Genomic DNA, 16,134 nt, shown 5'->3' with positions numbered 1-16,134 from the left:
GGAAGTTTAACTATTAGTGTGTCATAACAACGTGAAAAGTAGTAAAAGGTAAAAAATGAATCTACATGAGTATCAATCGAAAGCGCTGTTAAAAAAATATGGTATGCCAGTTCAAGAAGGCATCTTAATTACAACTCCTGATGAAGCTTCTAAAGCATTTGCCCAAATTGGTGGCAAATTTGCAGTCATGAAAGCTCAGGTTCACGCAGGTGGACGTGGTAAAGCAGGTGGCGTTAAAGTTGTTAAATCTGCCGAAGAAGCAGCAGAATATGCAAAAAATCTATTGGGCACGAATTTAGTGACCTATCAAACCGATGCGAATGGTCAACCTGTAAATAGTATTCTTGTTTGTGAAGATGTCTATCCTGTAGAGCGTGAGCTTTATTTGGGTGCTGTGGTTGATCGTTCAAGTCGTCGTGTAACTTTCATGGCATCGACTGAAGGCGGTGTTGAAATTGAGAAAGTTGCAGAAGAAACCCCTGAAAAAATTATCAAAGTTGAAGTAGACCCATTAGTCGGTTTATTGCCATTCCAAGCGCGTGATGTGGCATTCCAATTGGGCTTGAAAGATAAGCAGATTGCTCAATTCGTGACGATTATGACAGGTGCTTATCAAGCATTTGTAGAAAATGATTTTGCCTTATTCGAAATTAACCCATTATCTGTTCGTGAAAATGGTGAAATTTTATGTGTCGATGCCAAAATTGGTATTGACTCAAATGCGTTATACCGTCTTCCTGAAATTTCGGCGATGCGTGATAAATCTCAGGAAAATGAACGTGAGTTGAAAGCATCTGAATTTGATCTAAACTATGTTGCACTTGAAGGTAACATTGGCTGTATGGTGAATGGTGCTGGTCTTGCAATGGCAACCATGGACATTATCAAACTGTATGGTGGTCAACCTGCCAACTTCCTCGATGTTGGTGGTGGTGCAACCAAAGATCGCGTGATTGAAGCATTCAAAATTATTCTTTCAGACTCGTCTGTGCAAGGTGTTTTGATCAATATTTTCGGTGGAATCGTACGTTGTGACATGATTGCTGAAGCAATTATTGCAGCGGTTCAAGAAGTAAATGTAACTGTACCTGTAGTTGTTCGCTTAGAAGGGAACAATGCAGAATTAGGTGCAAAATTACTTGATGAATCAGGTTTAAAATTAATTTCTGCGAACGGTTTAGCTGATGCCGCAGAAAAAGTTGTTGCTGCAGTGAAAGCGTAAGGAGTATCAATCATGAGCGTATTAGTAAATAAAGACACAAAAGTATTGGTACAAGGTTTTACAGGTAAAAATGGTACTTTTCATTCTGAGCAATCAATTGCCTATGGTACGAAAGTGGTGGGTGGTGTAACACCAGGCAAAGGCGGTCAAACACATATTGGTTTACCTGTATTTAACACCATGCGTGAAGCTGTAAAAGAGACAGGTGCAAATGCAACTTCGATTTACGTGCCTGCACCATTTGTTTTAGATTCAATTATTGAATCGATTGATTCAGGTATTGAACTGATTGTGGTGATCACTGAAGGTGTACCTACTTTAGACATGCTGAAAGCAAAACGTTACCTTGAAACTTATGGTAATGGCGCACGTTTAATTGGTCCGAACTGTCCAGGGATTATCACACCAGGTGAATGTAAGATCGGGATCATGCCTGGTCATATTCACCAACCTGGTAAAATCGGGATTATTTCACGTTCAGGTACACTGACTTATGAAGCGGTTGCGCAAACGACTAAGCTTGGTTTAGGTCAGTCAACTTGTATCGGGATCGGTGGTGACCCAATTCCAGGGATGAACCAAATTGACTGCTTGAAATTGTTCCAAGAAGATCCACAAACTGAAGCGATCATTATGATTGGTGAAATTGGCGGTACTGCGGAAGAAGAAGCAGCTGAATATATTCAATCGAATGTAACGAAGCCAGTTGTGGGTTATATCGCAGGTGTGACTGCGCCGAAAGGTAAACGTATGGGTCACGCAGGTGCAATTATTTCTGGTGGTAAAGGTACAGCAGAAGAAAAATTTGCGGCATTTGAAAAAGCGGGTATGGCATATACACGTAGCCCAGCAGAATTGGGTTCTACCATGTTAGAAGTTTTGAAAAAGCAAGGTTTGGCTTAATTTTGAATTGATTTTGAATTGATTTTGAATAATTTAATTCAAATAACTTTATCTAAATAGCTTAACTGAGTTGAAAAATGGGCATTATAAAATGCCCATTTTTTATGATCGTTAATTGATGAAAAATAAATGATTAGCCTTTAACTAATCCTCCATCAACAATCAAATTTTGTCCTGTCACGGCACGTGACCATGGTGATAAGAACATTAAAATTGCATCTGCAAATTGTTCAGGTGTAGTCACTTCTTGGAGTGGTGTAGACGCTGCAATCAAATCAAAGACTTGATCTGGAGTTGCACTGCTGGCATCAGTTTTACGTAGTAAACCACCAGACAGCATATTGACATTGATACCGTATTGTCCCAAGTCATGAGATGTAGTGCGTGTAAAAGCCAAAAGAGCCGCTTTGGCAGCTGTATAGTCATGATAAGGTACGACAGGATTTTGGACTAAATTGGTTCCAATATTTACTATGCGCCCAAAATACGCTGCTTTCATATCGTCTAAAGCTGCTTGTGTAGTATTTAGTGCAGCTTTAACAGCACTGTCCAATTGCTGTTGCATCGTATTCCAACTCAAAGTTTCAACTTTAGGGCGAGCATCACCATTAAATTGAAAAGACAATAGAGCATTGTTGATCACAGATGTAATTGCATGACCAAAGTGTGTTTTGGCTTGAGTGAACATGGTCTTGACTTGTTCAGCATCAGTAATATCGGCTTTATAGATAAAAACTTGATCAGCATATTTTTGCATAAGCTGTTGAGCAGACGCTTCACTACTGAAATAATTCACCACGACACGTGCGCCTTCACGAATTAAGGCGTGTGTAATCGCCAGACCTAAGCCTCTAGCCCCACCTGTAACTAAGACAATTTGATCACGTATTTCCATGGTTTATGCCTAAATTTGAATGATTGAAGATAGTAGCATTATTCTTAAGTTGAATGATAAATTGGAAGGGTTTAATAGGGTCTGTTGACAATTCTTCTATGTTTGCGACTTTGTGTATTTTTTAACTGATACTAGGCGTGAAATACGAAACTTAGTCATTCTAAGTGAGTAATATTTTAACGCATGGTTATGCTATATTTTGTGTGAAGAAAATCGTAAAAATAAAGTAAAATTTTTGAATGAGACAACCAAGCATCACATTATGCATTTTGAGTGGACTAAGCTTATTATTGAGCGTGATGAGCTATGCTGATTCATCTATTCCAGTGGCGCTGATGCAATTAGAACGGCAAACAGGATCTTCGGATTCATCGTCAGAAGATGTGCGTATTGATGAAAACCAAATAGAAAACCAAGCAGAAGATTCTGTCGAGAATTTAGCACAAGAGATTCTTGAGCCTGAGCCTATTTTTCAAATAGAGCCTGAAAATCAAAATATACCAGAAGTTGAAGATCTGCAAACACAAGTTTTTGAGACACAAGAAGACATCCAAAAGAAAATTGCTGTAGAGCATGAACAGCAGGCAACGGATTATTCAATTTTAAATAATAACTTTTATCAAAATGATCGTTTCCGCATTTTTAACTACACTGCTTATAATGTTGAACAATTAAAGAGCTCTTTAGTAAATCCTACTGTAGCTGGCTCAGGCTCAAATGAGTTTTATATTTCATTTGGTTATGGTATGGAGTTTAAAATCAATGATGACAACAGAATTGGTTATGAATACCTCTCCTCATTTCCCTATGATCGTGGGCAGATTATTCGTTTTTTTTGGGCGAGACGATTAAAGTATTGATTATAATTAAATGATGATGAACAGCGATCAAAAAAGAATAAATAATGTTGAAATAAATACAACTTGAAACATGACCTGACGTCAAAACACATATTAAATCGATATGTTTATCGCAATGAGATAAAAAATGGTGATGAACATGTTACAGAAAATTCTTTTATTAGGTGTTCTTGGTGTATCCCTTACAGGGTGTATTGTTGCACCGTATGATGATGGCTATGATCGCGGCGGTTATGGACACCGTCATGATTCTGATAGACGTTGGGATCAACGTCGTGATGATAAACGCGGTGACTATCATCGTTGGGATAAGCGTCAAGGAAATCAAAATAATCAAGATGATCGACGGAATCGACCAGATTGGAATTGGAATGGTCGTTGATAATATTGCGATGCTGAAAATCAAAATAGGCTGAATGAGTTCAGCCTATTTTTTTACAGTGAGTGATTCAGTTAAGATCTTCTTAGATTTTTTTAAATAAGCCTGCTTGTACAACACCAGCTTTGGTTTGTTTTTGCAATTGCCATGTCGTAGGTAGCTTTAACTGATGTAAGGGGCAATCTGCTTCAACATAAATCAAAGCATCATTTGCCAACAAAGGATCAACTTTTTCAGCCAATTCATTCCACAGATTTAAACTATATGGTGGATCTAAAAATACTAAATCAAATTGTTCATTCAAACTAGATAATGCTTGTTGTGCAGTTTGAACTTTTAACTGACAATTTTCAGCTTTGAGTAAAGTGATATTGTCTTTTAAAAATTTAGCCTGAGTTGCATTGGGTTCAATCATCACCACATGACGAGCGCCACGAGAAAGTGCTTCAAAGCTTAAGGCGCCGGAACCAGCACATAAGTCTAGCACTTTCGCATTTTGCACATCCCACATTAACCAGTTAAATAAAGTTTCACGTACACGGTCAGGGGTAGGGCGTAACCCTTCAATATCTGCAAAGGGAAGCATGCGACGTTTCCATTCTCCACCAATAATACGTAATTGATTTTTTCCTCTATTATTCACTGATGTCTGCCTGTGTTGCTGGGGCTGTATGGGTTTGTGGTGCAGGACGATTTGTGGTCGTATTGCGTTGATTGTTCGCAGTCGGTTGAGAACCTTGCGCATTTGGCTTCGGTTTAGGCATGGCATTTGGATCTGCTGAAAGTGATATATCACCACTTGGTAATTCACCAGGTTTAATACCTGCTGTCATTAGACCACCGCTTAAGTGATGGTTTTGTGGAACAATTGGTTTTTTCTTACGTGTTAACATCCAGTAATCAAATACTGGACGGGCAATCTGCGCTGCCGAGCCACCATGCTTACCATTTTCCCAAATCACAGCAATGGCTATTTCTGGATTATCAGCGGGTGCAAACCCGACGAATAAACCATGATCGAGCTGACGGTCTGTGAGCAAGGCTTCATTATAGCGCTTGCCTTGGGCAATACTTTTAACCTGTGCTGTACCTGTTTTACCTGCAATTTTATAGGCATTGGTACGAATACCACGACCTGTACCACTTTGAATTACATCTACCATGGCATCCTTCATTTTGACCCAGTCTTCATCCGTGCCATTAAATTGAATTTTACCTGTTGGTGCATTCAATACAGGATGGTGTTTTGCACCTTTGGATTCACGTAATACATGCGGGATAACATGCGCACCATGATTGGCTGTAATCGCAGTTGCCATCGCGAGTTGCAGAGGTGTTGCGGTAAATGCCCCCTGACCAATACTCACTGAAATGGTTTCACCTTTCAGCCATTTGGATTTTCGAGTACGCATTTTCCATTCAGGGCTTGGATATAAACCTGTACTTTCACTTGGCAAATCCACACCTGTTTTTTCACCAAAGCCAAACTGACGCATCCAAGCGTTCATTTTATCAATACCCATTTGATAAGACAGGATATAGAAATAAGTATCACAGGATACAATCTGTGCTTTGTGCATATTGACAGAACCGTGCCCAGTTTTTTTATGGTCACGGAATTTGTGTGAGTCACCAGGTAAGTGAAAATAACCTGGGTCAGAGATTGCAGTATTCCAATCTACTGTTTTGTAATGAATTCCACCCATACCAAACATTGGTTTAATAGTAGAGCCAGGTGGATATGTACCTTGCACAGCGCGGTTATATAAGGGCTGATCTAAATTGTCCCTTAAACCACTATAATCCTTTGAACTGATGCCTGTAACAAATAAATTCGGGTTAAAACTTGGACTTGAAACCAATGCCAAGATTTCACCTGTACGAGGGTCTATGGCAACAACAGCACCACGACGACCAATTAACTGTTCAGCAGCAACAGTTTGTAAGCCAAAATCTAATGATAAATAAAGATCATTACCGCGAATGGCTTCCTTACGACCAAGATGACGCAATACATTACCATGTGCATCCGCTTCGATTGACTCATAACCCGGAACGCCATGTAGCAAATCTTCATAAGATTTTTCTACACCGATTTTCCCGATTAAGTTGGTTCCTGCGTAACTGTCTTTATCAATTTCTTTGAGTTCTTTATCATTAATACGTCCTACATAGCCAATAACATGGGCAAATAATTCACCATGTGGATAATAACGGGTCATCTGCGTTTCAATATCAACCCCAGGAAATTGAAACTTCACTTCACTAAAACGAGCAATATCTTGTTCGGTCAAATTCAGCTTTAAGGTCACACGTTCCGTTTTTTTAGAAGTTTTGATTCGGCTATTAAAACGATCAATATCTTCTTGGTTTAGACTTAAGATCGGAACTAAACGTTGTACTGTCCCATCGATATCTTCAACATCGGCTTTACTTAATGTTGCTGTAAAGACAGGGTAATTATCGGCTAGTAAAATCCCATTGCGGTCATAAATATAACCGCGAGCAGGTGCAATGGGTTGTAAGCGTATACGGTTTTTATCAGAAGCTTCACTAAACTCTTGGTGATGAAAAATTTGCAAATAGGCATAGCGTGCAATCAATAAGCACATAAAAAATGAAACAATACCGATAGCAAAAAAGACACGACTACGAAAGATGCGTTTTTCTTGTTGAACATTTTTAAGAGGAAACTGCTGCTTCATACGTGGTCGGCTTTTAAAACTTAAAGATTGCTGAATTTAAGGCGAAATATTTTAACCTAGATTTGAAGTTAAATATTAAAAAACATAAATAACCTCTCAAAATATATTCTAACCAAAAATATCACTTAAATATGTTGTAACTCGTTGACCAAATTTGACCATAGCGACAATAAATTTATAGTGATTTGTATATGAGTGAAAAAATAATTCTGTTAAAGTCGGACTTTAAGGATAAATAAATTCGACCTAAGTCAAACTTTAGGGGTAATGGAGAAAATAATGAAAACAATCTTTCCCTTATTAATGTTAGTTGCAATTGGGAATGTTGCACATGCTGACGTTAAAGATTATTTACCAGATTTAAAGGGAATTTTACCAGAAGCGAAATTTAAACCTGAAGATGCTTCTAAGTTGAACTTTGGTGCAGGTGTTACCCAACAAATGGTTCATGGTAATGCTGAATGGGTCAATCCTTATGGAATTGCCTATGCGAAATTAGGTGCTTTCTACAATGGTGATCATTCATTTGCAGGGCAAGTCGGTTATAGAATACCTGTTGCATTGAATGGAAAAGACAAAAATGGTTTCTACTTAGGTGTCTATGGTGGATCACTAAAAAGCCGAGTCATCGACGGTAAAGATGAGGTTCAATACGGTGCAGGTGCAGACTTAGCCTATGTTTTATTAGACAAAGAGCGAATTAGTACTTTTAGTGTGGGTATGGGCGCGGGTAGTGAATTGCATGATAAAAATGGCAATATGGTGCTTGAAACACGACCACAGATACAGATTTCCTATACCTTAAGTGTAGGCTTCTAAAATACTATGATGATGAATTTATATTTATACACATTTTTCGACCGCGAATAGAAATAATTACGAGAGTCATGCATGTTGGAATACGTTATTGGTTTGTGGCACGCTTTTTTTGATCGCCCCGATCATCTCGCGATATTGAGTATTGTCCCGGTGACTGCGTTCGTTACATGGGCGCATGTATGGATGGCACTCAAAATGGTGTTCTATCCACTTACGTTTTGGGGTTTTCATATCGGTCCATTGCCTGTGGGATGGCAGGGTATCGTGCCGCGTAAAGCAGGGCGAATCTCAGGCATTATCACAGATAATACATTGTCTAAACTCGGTTCTTTGCGTGAATTCCTTGATGCAATGGATCCTGAAGATATGGCGCGTATCATCGGTGAACAAGTTGGTTTTGAACTTGAGCACCTCATAGATGAAGTCATGTTAGATCGTAATGCGGTGTTATGGGAAAACCTACCTTATTCGATTAAGCGTCGTATTTATGGGCAAGCGCACAAACAATTGCCGGGTACTTTAAAGGAACTTGTGACCGAACTGACCATGAACGTCGAGTCACTTGTAAATATGCGTGATATGGTCGTGAACCAAATGGAAGGTGACCGCCGTTTGATGGTGCGCATGTTTTTGAAAGTTGGTCAAAAAGAGATCAATTTTATTTGGCATATTAGTGCATTAATCGGAATATTTTTCGGTATTATTCAAATGTTTGTGTATGTTTTCATCCCACAACATTGGACAGTACCATTCTTTGCAGCGATTTGGGGCTTTTTAACCAACTGGATTGCTATTTGGATGGTATTCAATCCTGTTGAACCACATTATGTCCGTTATCCGCAATTCTTTGAATTGACAAAAGATCGAAAATTTCCGTGGATTAAGCCTGTTATTCCGCGCATAGGGACTTATAATGTGCAAGGCGCGTTTATGAAACGCCAAGAAGAAGTCTCTGAAGTTTTTGCGAGTGTAGTCACTGAAGACCTAATTACGTTAAAATCCATCATGACCGAAATGATGTATGGTCCAAAGAAAGACAAAACCCGCCGTATTGTAAAACGTCATGTGAATGAAATAATGGAAACTCCATTGGTTCGTACTTCTTTACAATTGTCGTTAGGTCCAAAAGAGTATGCAAAACTCAAGACAGACTTGATTGATCGGTCGATTGAAATTACGATGGTGCCAGTAAGCGACCCTGCTTTTAACGCAAGTCGAGCGCAGAAAATCTTTTCTATGTTCAAAGAGCGTATTCGCGAATTAACACCTAAAGAGTTTCAGAACTTATTACGTCCTGCGTTTCAGGAAGACGAATGGATTCTGATTGTGCTGGGTGGTGTCACGGGCTTTTTTGCTGGTTTAATACATTTATTTTTGGTTTTTATAGAATAGATACCAACGCAGTGCCAGTGGTCTAGCTGACAAATACAAGGTATCAAATACATAGTTTTAAATGAGGATGTTTTTTTATGCGCATTATATTACTCGGACCACCTGGAGCAGGTAAAGGTACACAAGCTCAGTTGATCTGTAAGCGCTACAATGTCCCACAAATTTCAACCGGTGATATGCTCCGTGCTGCGATTCGTGAAGGTACTGAATTAGGTCTTAAAGCTAAAAGCGTGATGGAGTCAGGTGGCTTAGTCTCTGATGAGCTGATCATTGGTTTAGTGAAAGAACGTATTGCACAACCTGATTGTGTCAATGGATGTATCTTTGATGGTTTTCCACGTACCATTCCTCAAGCTGAAGCTCTAGAGAACGAAGGGATTACAATTGATCACGTGATCGAAATTGATGTACCTGACGAAGAAATCGTAAAACGTCTTTCTGGTCGCCGTCAGCACCCTGCATCTGGTCGTATTTATCATACGATCTACAATCCACCGAAAGTGGAAGGTAAAGATGATGAAACTGGTGAAGACCTTGTTCAACGTCCAGATGATTTAGAAGCAACCATTCGTAAACGTTTAGGTTCTTATCATACTGAAACTGAGCAACTTGTAGGTTTCTATCAAGGTCGTGCAGCTTCTGGTGAAAATGCACCTACCTATGACAAATTGAACGGTTTACGTCCAATCGAAGAAGTTCAAAAAGACTTATTTGCTATTTTAGATAAATAAGATCGAACTCAAAGTTTTTAAACTTTGACAAAAAAAGAGACCTGATCCATATTAGGTCTCTTTTTTTATGGGCGATAGACGATGAAAATTGCACTTATTGGGTTGGTTATTTTAAGCGTAATTGTTTTGCTTGGTTTATTGTTTATGAGTTTCAAGTTGTTACGTAAAACACAAAAAGAAGAGTCTGCTGTGCGTAAAGAAATGCGTAAATCTGGCAATTATCAAGTGCATCCGCAAGTGGCTGAAGAGTTAAAACGCTTAGATCAGTTAAAAAAAGATTTAGAGAATAAAAATAAAGAACATCAGAATAAATAGAGATGATGTGTATTAAGTTCAGTTCTTATGTAGATCACTTGTCATATGAGGGCGGGAATAAATGAAAAACATGCCAATTTCATTGTTTTCTATTGTATCTATGTCGATTTGAAAGCCTAATTTTTTATAGAGCTGAATAGCAGAAGCATTTACTGCAATCACAGAGAGTACAATTTTATCTACATACTGCTGACCATACTGAATAGCTGCGTGTAGAAGCTGTGTAGCAATGCCTTGATGTCTAAATGCGGTTTCGACATAGAATCCATATAAGTGCGCTTGAGGCTTCGCTCCTAAATCATCGTCTATATGAAATATTAGTACGCCAATAATTTGTTTTTGTGAATAAGCCGCAAAAATATTATTGTTGGAAATAGCTTCTGAAAAGACACTCAATGGTCGTTCAATTTCAATCGCATAGATTGCACCAAACATTTCAGGTGAATTTTTGAGTGCAGACAAACGGATGGTTCTGAAGTCATGTACATCATCGATACTCAGCTGTCGAATTATAATTTCAGTCATTTTTAGTAATTTATTATTGAACTGGATTATGATACTCAATGAAATTTTATTTCAATACTTATCTTTGTATCTATAAAAGTCGAGTATATAGAACAAAATTTCTCCGATTTTAGTCTACGATTCTACATTTTTCACTTTAATTTCTCTAACAGCACCAAACTCATATTTATCATTCCAATTACATACATCGGACACGATACATTCACCACATTTAGGTTTGCGCGCAATACAGCAATAACGTCCGTGTAAAATAAGCCAATGATGTGAGTCAATAATAAATTCTTTAGGAATCACTTTAATTAAGCGTTGTTCCACTTCAAGCACATCTTTACCAACAGCCAAGCCTGTACGGTTCCCCAAGCGGAAAATATGCGTATCTACTGCCATTGTCGGCTGCCCGAAGGCAGTATTGAGTACCACATTAGCTGTTTTACGTCCCACACCAGGTAAAGCTTCCAAATCCTTACGATTGTCAGGAACTTGGCTGTTATGCAGCTCGATCAGCATTTTGCAGGCTTTAATGACATTTTCAGCCTTAGAATTATATAAGCCGATGGTCTTAATATATTCCTTCAAGCCATCGACACCGAGTGCATAAATCGCTTCAGGCGTATGGGCAATCGGGAAAAGTTTATCGGTTGCCTTATTCACACTGACGTCAGTCGCTTGCGCAGATAAAGTCACTGCAATTAAAAGCTCAAAAGGATTTGAATAATTCAGCTCAGTTTCAGGATGCGGACGTTGTTCACGTAATCTTTCAAAGAAAATTTGAATTTGTTTTTTGGTCATGTTTTTTGTCGGTTTTTCTACTGCCATTATTCAGCATCTCCTTGTAAAACAGACAATTTTTTTTGTAACTCATTCAATTGGTTTTGTTTGTTTTGATCAGCTCGAACGCTGAGTTGTTTTTCTAATTTTTTAATTTGTGTACGGATTTTTGCCAATTCAATGGTGGTTTTTGCATCATGAATCACAGGGTTTTTGATAGGAGTTTCTACAACTTCAATGGTAGGCAAAGCTTGAGATTGTTGGGTGATTTGCGCAAATAATTCAGTATCAATTTCTGCACGGACGACAGGGCCTTTACGGTGAATACGTCGTTTTTCCTCACGTTGAATATGTGCGTAATAACGATTACGTAGATCCTCTTGCTCTGAAATTCGTTGCTCATCATTTGGAATCGGTTGAATATCTTCAACTAAATCAATGCAATCTACAGGACAAGGTGGAATACACAGTTCGCACCCTGTACATAAATCGGTCAAAATTGTATGCATCAATTTACCTGAGCCGATAATGGCATCGACAGGGCAGGCACTGATACATTTGGTACAGCCAATACATTCATCTTCACGAATGATGGCTTTCATCCGTTGTGGACGACCATCACTTTGAATATCCCATACACTCGGTTCAGCAGTTAATTTTGGACGTGCCAATAACTCTGCTAAAGCATCTGCTACAGGTTGCCCGCCAGGTACACATTTATTGGCATCCTCGCCTTCAACAATTGATTTTGCATAAGGTAAGCACCCATCACGATGACCACAGAGTCCACATTGGGTTTGAGGCAAAATTGCGTCAATTTGCTGGATGAGAGAGAGGGACGAATTCATGTGAAACAACTTCAAAGAAATAAAAACGCATTTCAAAAATGAAATGAGAGGGGGATTTTATCATGAATTATCAATAAAATCTTTGCTCCATTTCTGCACTATTTCTGCTCTAATATTGTGCTAATTATGCCTTAAATTAAGTCAAATTTAACAATAATTGATAAATAATATTAATAATTTATAAAATAATAAGTTATAGGTTGTTTTAATTATATTATTGAATAAAAGTATAAAATTAAAATAATGAAAAAAAATGTTGTGGATTTGAAATAAAAGGGCTTAAATACTTTGCGCCAAAATAATTCATTAATTGAACTATTTGAACCATTTTGAATCATTTTCTGCTGAGGAATGAACGTTGAAATATACTAGCCTGAATGACTTCTTAAATTACGTAAAAGCACGTGATCCAAATCAACCTGAATTTCTGCAAGCTGTAGAAGAAGTAATGACCAGCTTATGGCCATTTATTGAAAAAAATCCACAATATGCAGATTATGGTTTGCTTGAGCGTCTTGTAGAGCCTGAACGTGCTATTCAATTTCGCGTTTCTTGGTTAGATGACCAAGGTCAAACTCAAGTTAACCGTGCTTTCCGTGTCCAATACAACTCTGCGATTGGTCCATTCAAGGGCGGTATGCGTTTCCATCCATCTGTAAACCTTTCGATTTTAAAATTCTTAGGTTTCGAACAAACATTTAAAAATGCCTTAACAACACTTCCTATGGGTGGTGGTAAAGGTGGTTCTGACTTTAACCCGAAAGGTAAGTCAGAAGGCGAAATCATGCGTTTCTGTCAAGCCTTGATGGTTGAGTTATATCGTCACCTTGGTTCTAACACAGATATTCCTGCGGGCGATATCGGTGTTGGTGGTCGTGAAGTCGGCTACATGGCAGGTATGATGAAGAAGCTCAGCAATGACACTTCATGCGTATTCACAGGTAAAGGTCTATCTTTCGGTGGTTCTTTGGCTCGTCCTGAAGCGACTGGTTTCGGTACTGTGTATTTCGCTGAAGAAATGCTAAAAACTCGCAGTGACAGCTTTAAAGATAAAGTTGTAACAATTTCAGGTTCTGGTAACGTTGCACAATATGCTGCTGAAAAAGCAATGTATTTGGGTGCGAAAGTGGTTTCACTTTCTGACTCAAACGGTACTGTTTACGTGAAAGATGGTTTCACGACTGAACTTCTTTGTGAAGTGATGGAACTTAAAAACGTAAAACGTGGTCGTATTTCTGAGTTCGCGTCTAAACACGGTTTTGAATATCGTGAAGGCAAACGCCCTTGGGGTATCAAGTGTGACATCGCGCTTCCATGTGCAACTCAAAATGAGTTAACAGAAGAAGATGCGGTTGCATTACTTGCAAACGGCGTGATCTGTGTGGCTGAAGGTGCAAATATGCCTTCTACACTTGAAGCTGTTGAGAAATTCGTTGAAGCGAAAATCCTTTATGCACCAGGTAAAGCGTCAAATGCAGGTGGTGTAGCAACTTCAGGTCTTGAAATGTCACAAAACTCAATCCGTTTGGGTTGGACATTTGAAGAAGTGGATGAGCGCTTACATGCGATCATGAAAGAAATTCACCGTAACTGTGTGAAATACGGTACTGAAGAAGATGGTACTGTGAACTATGTAAATGGTGCAAATATTGCAGGTTTCGTAAAAGTAGCTGATGCAATGTTAGCGCAAGGTGTATTCTAAGGTTTAATTTAGAATCATTGAGAACCGATGCTTTTGCATCGGTTTTTTATGTCTGGTATTTAAGTTTAGGGTTGAACGGACTATTTACCCATTTCAATGATTTTAAAAAATATCAGCCAATTCGATTTATGCAGAATGTGATTAAGGTAGAGTGACAACAAAAAGGAAAAAATAAAGTGTCCAGCTATCAATCTCACATTGCGATGTTGTTATTTAAGCAACAAAAAAGAATGTTGCTTTTGCATAAAAATAATACTCAATTTTTACGTAGTTTTTTTGAGAAAGGTACACAACTTGCGCCATTGCCGGCGTTTTTTAAGGCTAAAAAAGTGCAGTTTGGCAATGTTCCTACCATGCAAATTGAAAACCTGCGCCCCAATAAAAATCCAAAACGAATCTTGGTCTATATTCATGGCGGTGGTTTTGTCGTGGGTAGCCCGAAAAGTTATAAGGGTTATGTGGCAAGTCTATGTCAGTTGGCGCAAGCGAGTTTTGCTTATTTACCTGATTATCGGTTAGCACCTGAGGCACGATTTCCTGCTGCAATTGATGATGTATTTGCAGCATGGCAAGGCATTATTGAAAAATATCAAGGTTATGAAATTGTCTTAGGTGGTGATTCGGCGGGTGGAAACTTAGCACTCGCTTTGTGTGTTCGAGCACGTGATGCAGGTGTTGCTTTGCCACAGCGTGTTTATCTGTTGTCACCGTGGTTGGATTTAACCCTGACTTTGCCAAGTCATAAGAAACAAGATCATCGTGATCCATTTTTAGGGACATATTTCTTGGAAAGAGATTTTGTACGACATTATGTACAGGAGCAAGATCGTAAAAATCCTCAAATTTCGCCTTTGTTTGCCGATTTTACAGGTTTGCCACCTTTTTATGTGCAAGTGGGTTCAAAGGAAGTTTTGTTGGATGACAGCCGTGAGTTTGCCCGTAAAGCCAAGCTACAAGGTGTTGATGTGCAACTCGATATTTGGACAGGCATGTGGCATGCATGGACAGTTGTGCCTTTTGTTCCTGAAAGTAAAACCGCTTTGAAAAAAGCAGGTTATTGGTTGGGGCAAAGAAGTTTATAAAATTTTAGGCGTTACAATTGTGTATTTTGATCAAGTATCAGGGTAATTTAAGGTCTTCTTTTAGAAGAGTCACTTGAGAATATTCGTTTACATAATGTGATTTCACTTTTTGTATGATCAAAATAGAGTACTAAAAAAACCGATGCCTAAACATCGGTTCTTCTCAAAACTATTCGCAATTTAAAGCTATTCGCATTTTAAAATTACAATGAGCCTTTGATCGCTTCACGTTCAATGATCATGTCTTGAACATAGGCATATTTAGATTGATCTGCCGCAGGATTTTTAATTTCGTAGCGTTTGATGCGAACCACTTGACGCTCATTTGCTGTGTGCTTAAAGCCATCAATATTGTCATAGAACAAAGTCCAATCTTTATCGACTTGGGTTTTCACACCATTTTCAGCATATTTAATCTCACGAACTTGCAAACAAGTTTGTGGACCTACACCAGTACATTGTTTGGTTTCAGGGCTGATTTCTAAAAAGATGGTTTCGCCTTGAGTATTGTATTTTGTTTCAGGTGTCATTTTACCTGTAAATACAACTTTACCTGCAGTCGGGCTAATCAATGTTAATGTCGGCGCTTCAGTATTGGCAGTATCTAAAACAAATGCTGTTTTACCACCTTGGAATAATGAACCTGCAAAAGCTTCTTGCTTCATGAGTTCAGGCGTACACATCATATTGGTCGCTGCTAAATTACCTGTAGTAATAGTACTATTTGCAATCGTTACAGCACCAAACATATTATTACAACCCGTTTCAATGCTCATCTTTTGATCTTTAAAACTAAGAACAATCGGCTGTTTTGTACCCGCTGGCTGATATGACCATTGATAAGCATTCAATGTTTGTTCAGCATTACCTTGTTGTTGTAAAACTTTCACAGCAGTATCCCCCAATTTTTGAACATCACTTGTTTGGCAAGCTGCAAGGGCTAATGGAAGTAGAGATAAAGCTAAATATTTGAATTTCATGTTTTATT

General features: G+C 38.5%; 17 protein-coding genes. 10 read left to right on the top strand and 7 right to left on the bottom strand.

What is annotated here, in order from left to right; translation table 11 throughout:
* The first annotated feature begins 55 nt into the window (after nt 1–55).
* Together sucC and sucD are read left to right on the top strand one after the other, a co-directional pair.
* Nucleotides 56–1,222 (top strand): ADP-forming succinate--CoA ligase subunit beta, encoded by a 1,167-nt coding sequence (gene sucC, locus BEN71_RS13625; RefSeq protein WP_068973519.1) that lies wholly within the window; start codon nt 56–58, stop codon nt 1,220–1,222.
* A 12-nt stretch (nt 1,223–1,234) separates the two neighbouring features.
* Complete coding sequence (gene sucD / locus BEN71_RS13620; protein ID WP_068973520.1) at nt 1,235–2,125, top strand: succinate--CoA ligase subunit alpha; 891 nt, start codon at nt 1,235–1,237, stop codon at nt 2,123–2,125.
* Between the two features lie 133 nt (nt 2,126–2,258).
* On the opposite strand, the gene BEN71_RS13615 is transcribed toward sucD, so the two are convergent.
* The gene (locus BEN71_RS13615; protein ID WP_068973521.1) at nt 2,259–3,020 is read right to left on the bottom strand and encodes a 3-oxoacyl-ACP reductase; all 762 of its coding nucleotides are present in this window, start codon (nt 3,018–3,020) and stop codon (nt 2,259–2,261) included.
* Nucleotides 3,021–3,319: 299 nt separating this feature from the next.
* Here BEN71_RS13615 and BEN71_RS19395 point away from each other — a divergent pair, with 299 nt between their 5' ends.
* Entirely contained in the window at nt 3,320–3,880 is a 561-nt protein-coding gene (locus BEN71_RS19395; protein WP_086322754.1) for a hypothetical protein, read from the top strand.
* A 139-nt stretch (nt 3,881–4,019) separates the two neighbouring features.
* Nucleotides 4,020–4,262 (top strand): hypothetical protein, encoded by a 243-nt coding sequence (locus BEN71_RS13605; protein ID WP_068973555.1) that lies wholly within the window; start codon nt 4,020–4,022, stop codon nt 4,260–4,262.
* A gap of 82 nt (nt 4,263–4,344) precedes the next feature.
* Here BEN71_RS13605 and rsmD read toward each other — a convergent pair whose 3' ends face one another.
* Nucleotides 4,345–4,845, bottom strand: a complete 501-nt coding sequence (gene rsmD / locus BEN71_RS13600; protein WP_068973556.1) for a 16S rRNA (guanine(966)-N(2))-methyltransferase RsmD — start codon at nt 4,843–4,845, stop codon at nt 4,345–4,347.
* Between the two features lie 49 nt (nt 4,846–4,894).
* Nucleotides 4,895–6,964, bottom strand: a complete 2,070-nt coding sequence (mrdA, locus tag BEN71_RS13595) for a penicillin-binding protein 2 (protein ID WP_068973522.1) — start codon at nt 6,962–6,964, stop codon at nt 4,895–4,897.
* Between the two features lie 279 nt (nt 6,965–7,243).
* On the opposite strand from mrdA, the gene BEN71_RS13590 reads away from it, so the two are divergent.
* The 4 genes from BEN71_RS13590 to BEN71_RS13575 all read left to right on the top strand — a co-directional run bounded on the left by BEN71_RS13590 (nt 7,244) and on the right by BEN71_RS13575 (nt 10,221).
* The gene (locus BEN71_RS13590) at nt 7,244–7,783 is read left to right on the top strand and encodes a hypothetical protein (protein ID WP_068973523.1); all 540 of its coding nucleotides are present in this window, start codon (nt 7,244–7,246) and stop codon (nt 7,781–7,783) included.
* A gap of 72 nt (nt 7,784–7,855) precedes the next feature.
* Nucleotides 7,856–9,175, top strand: coding sequence for a hypothetical protein (locus BEN71_RS13585; protein ID WP_068973524.1), 1,320 nt, complete (start codon nt 7,856–7,858; stop codon nt 9,173–9,175).
* Between the two features lie 77 nt (nt 9,176–9,252).
* Entirely contained in the window at nt 9,253–9,906 is a 654-nt protein-coding gene (gene adk, locus BEN71_RS13580; protein ID WP_068973525.1) for an adenylate kinase, read from the top strand.
* A gap of 81 nt (nt 9,907–9,987) precedes the next feature.
* A complete protein-coding gene (locus BEN71_RS13575) occupies nt 9,988–10,221 on the top strand; it encodes a hypothetical protein (RefSeq protein ID WP_068973526.1) in 234 nt (77 codons plus the stop codon).
* Between the two features lie 18 nt (nt 10,222–10,239).
* Here the strand turns inward: BEN71_RS13575 and BEN71_RS13570 are convergent, their stop codons facing one another.
* The 3 genes from BEN71_RS13570 to BEN71_RS13560 all read right to left on the bottom strand — a co-directional run bounded on the left by BEN71_RS13570 (nt 10,240) and on the right by BEN71_RS13560 (nt 12,362).
* Nucleotides 10,240–10,746 carry a GNAT family N-acetyltransferase gene (locus BEN71_RS13570; RefSeq protein ID WP_068973527.1) on the bottom strand — a complete coding sequence of 169 codons (507 nt, stop codon included), beginning with the start codon at nt 10,744–10,746 and terminating at the stop codon, nt 10,240–10,242.
* 114 nt (nt 10,747–10,860) lie between these two features.
* Nucleotides 10,861–11,562 carry an endonuclease III gene (gene nth / locus BEN71_RS13565; protein WP_068973528.1) on the bottom strand — a complete coding sequence of 234 codons (702 nt, stop codon included), beginning with the start codon at nt 11,560–11,562 and terminating at the stop codon, nt 10,861–10,863.
* Nucleotides 11,562–12,362, bottom strand: coding sequence for an RnfABCDGE type electron transport complex subunit B (locus BEN71_RS13560; protein WP_068973529.1), 801 nt, complete (start codon nt 12,360–12,362; stop codon nt 11,562–11,564). Before BEN71_RS13560 ends, nth begins: the two co-directional genes overlap by 1 nt.
* 358 nt (nt 12,363–12,720) lie before the next feature.
* On the opposite strand from BEN71_RS13560, the gene gdhA reads away from it, so the two are divergent.
* Nucleotides 12,721–14,064 (top strand): NADP-specific glutamate dehydrogenase, encoded by a 1,344-nt coding sequence (gene gdhA / locus BEN71_RS13555; RefSeq protein ID WP_068973530.1) that lies wholly within the window; start codon nt 12,721–12,723, stop codon nt 14,062–14,064.
* 176 nt (nt 14,065–14,240) lie between these two features.
* The gene (locus BEN71_RS13550) at nt 14,241–15,146 is read left to right on the top strand and encodes an alpha/beta hydrolase (protein ID WP_068973531.1); all 906 of its coding nucleotides are present in this window, start codon (nt 14,241–14,243) and stop codon (nt 15,144–15,146) included.
* Between the two features lie 203 nt (nt 15,147–15,349).
* Here BEN71_RS13550 and BEN71_RS13545 read toward each other — a convergent pair whose 3' ends face one another.
* Nucleotides 15,350–16,126 carry an META and DUF4377 domain-containing protein gene (locus BEN71_RS13545; protein WP_068973532.1) on the bottom strand — a complete coding sequence of 259 codons (777 nt, stop codon included), beginning with the start codon at nt 16,124–16,126 and terminating at the stop codon, nt 15,350–15,352.
* Nucleotides 16,127–16,134 lie beyond the last annotated feature (8 nt).

Origin of the sequence: Acinetobacter wuhouensis (assembly GCF_001696605.3) — a bacterium.
GTDB lineage: Bacteria > Pseudomonadota > Gammaproteobacteria > Pseudomonadales > Moraxellaceae > Acinetobacter > Acinetobacter wuhouensis.
The sequence above is the reverse complement of the archived record's forward strand: the minus strand, read 5'-3'. Positions and strand labels throughout refer to the sequence as shown.

Coding starts and splice junctions, on each gene's coding strand:
- mrdA (WP_068973522.1), bottom strand. CDS start 6,964: ATGAAGCAGCAGTTTCCTCTTAAAAATGTTCAACAAGAAAAACGCATC.
- BEN71_RS19395 (WP_086322754.1), top strand. CDS start 3,320: ATGAGCTATGCTGATTCATCTATTCCAGTGGCGCTGATGCAATTAGAA.
- BEN71_RS13605 (WP_068973555.1), top strand. CDS start 4,020: ATGTTACAGAAAATTCTTTTATTAGGTGTTCTTGGTGTATCCCTTACA.
- nth (WP_068973528.1), bottom strand. CDS start 11,562: ATGGCAGTAGAAAAACCGACAAAAAACATGACCAAAAAACAAATTCAA.
- BEN71_RS13570 (WP_068973527.1), bottom strand. CDS start 10,746: ATGACTGAAATTATAATTCGACAGCTGAGTATCGATGATGTACATGAC.
- BEN71_RS13585 (WP_068973524.1), top strand. CDS start 7,856: ATGTTGGAATACGTTATTGGTTTGTGGCACGCTTTTTTTGATCGCCCC.
- sucC (WP_068973519.1), top strand. CDS start 56: ATGAATCTACATGAGTATCAATCGAAAGCGCTGTTAAAAAAATATGGT.
- BEN71_RS13575 (WP_068973526.1), top strand. CDS start 9,988: ATGAAAATTGCACTTATTGGGTTGGTTATTTTAAGCGTAATTGTTTTG.
- BEN71_RS13615 (WP_068973521.1), bottom strand. CDS start 3,020: ATGGAAATACGTGATCAAATTGTCTTAGTTACAGGTGGGGCTAGAGGC.
- adk (WP_068973525.1), top strand. CDS start 9,253: ATGCGCATTATATTACTCGGACCACCTGGAGCAGGTAAAGGTACACAA.
- BEN71_RS13590 (WP_068973523.1), top strand. CDS start 7,244: ATGAAAACAATCTTTCCCTTATTAATGTTAGTTGCAATTGGGAATGTT.
- BEN71_RS13545 (WP_068973532.1), bottom strand. CDS start 16,126: ATGAAATTCAAATATTTAGCTTTATCTCTACTTCCATTAGCCCTTGCA.
- BEN71_RS13560 (WP_068973529.1), bottom strand. CDS start 12,362: ATGAATTCGTCCCTCTCTCTCATCCAGCAAATTGACGCAATTTTGCCT.
- sucD (WP_068973520.1), top strand. CDS start 1,235: ATGAGCGTATTAGTAAATAAAGACACAAAAGTATTGGTACAAGGTTTT.
- rsmD (WP_068973556.1), bottom strand. CDS start 4,845: ATGCTTCCCTTTGCAGATATTGAAGGGTTACGCCCTACCCCTGACCGT.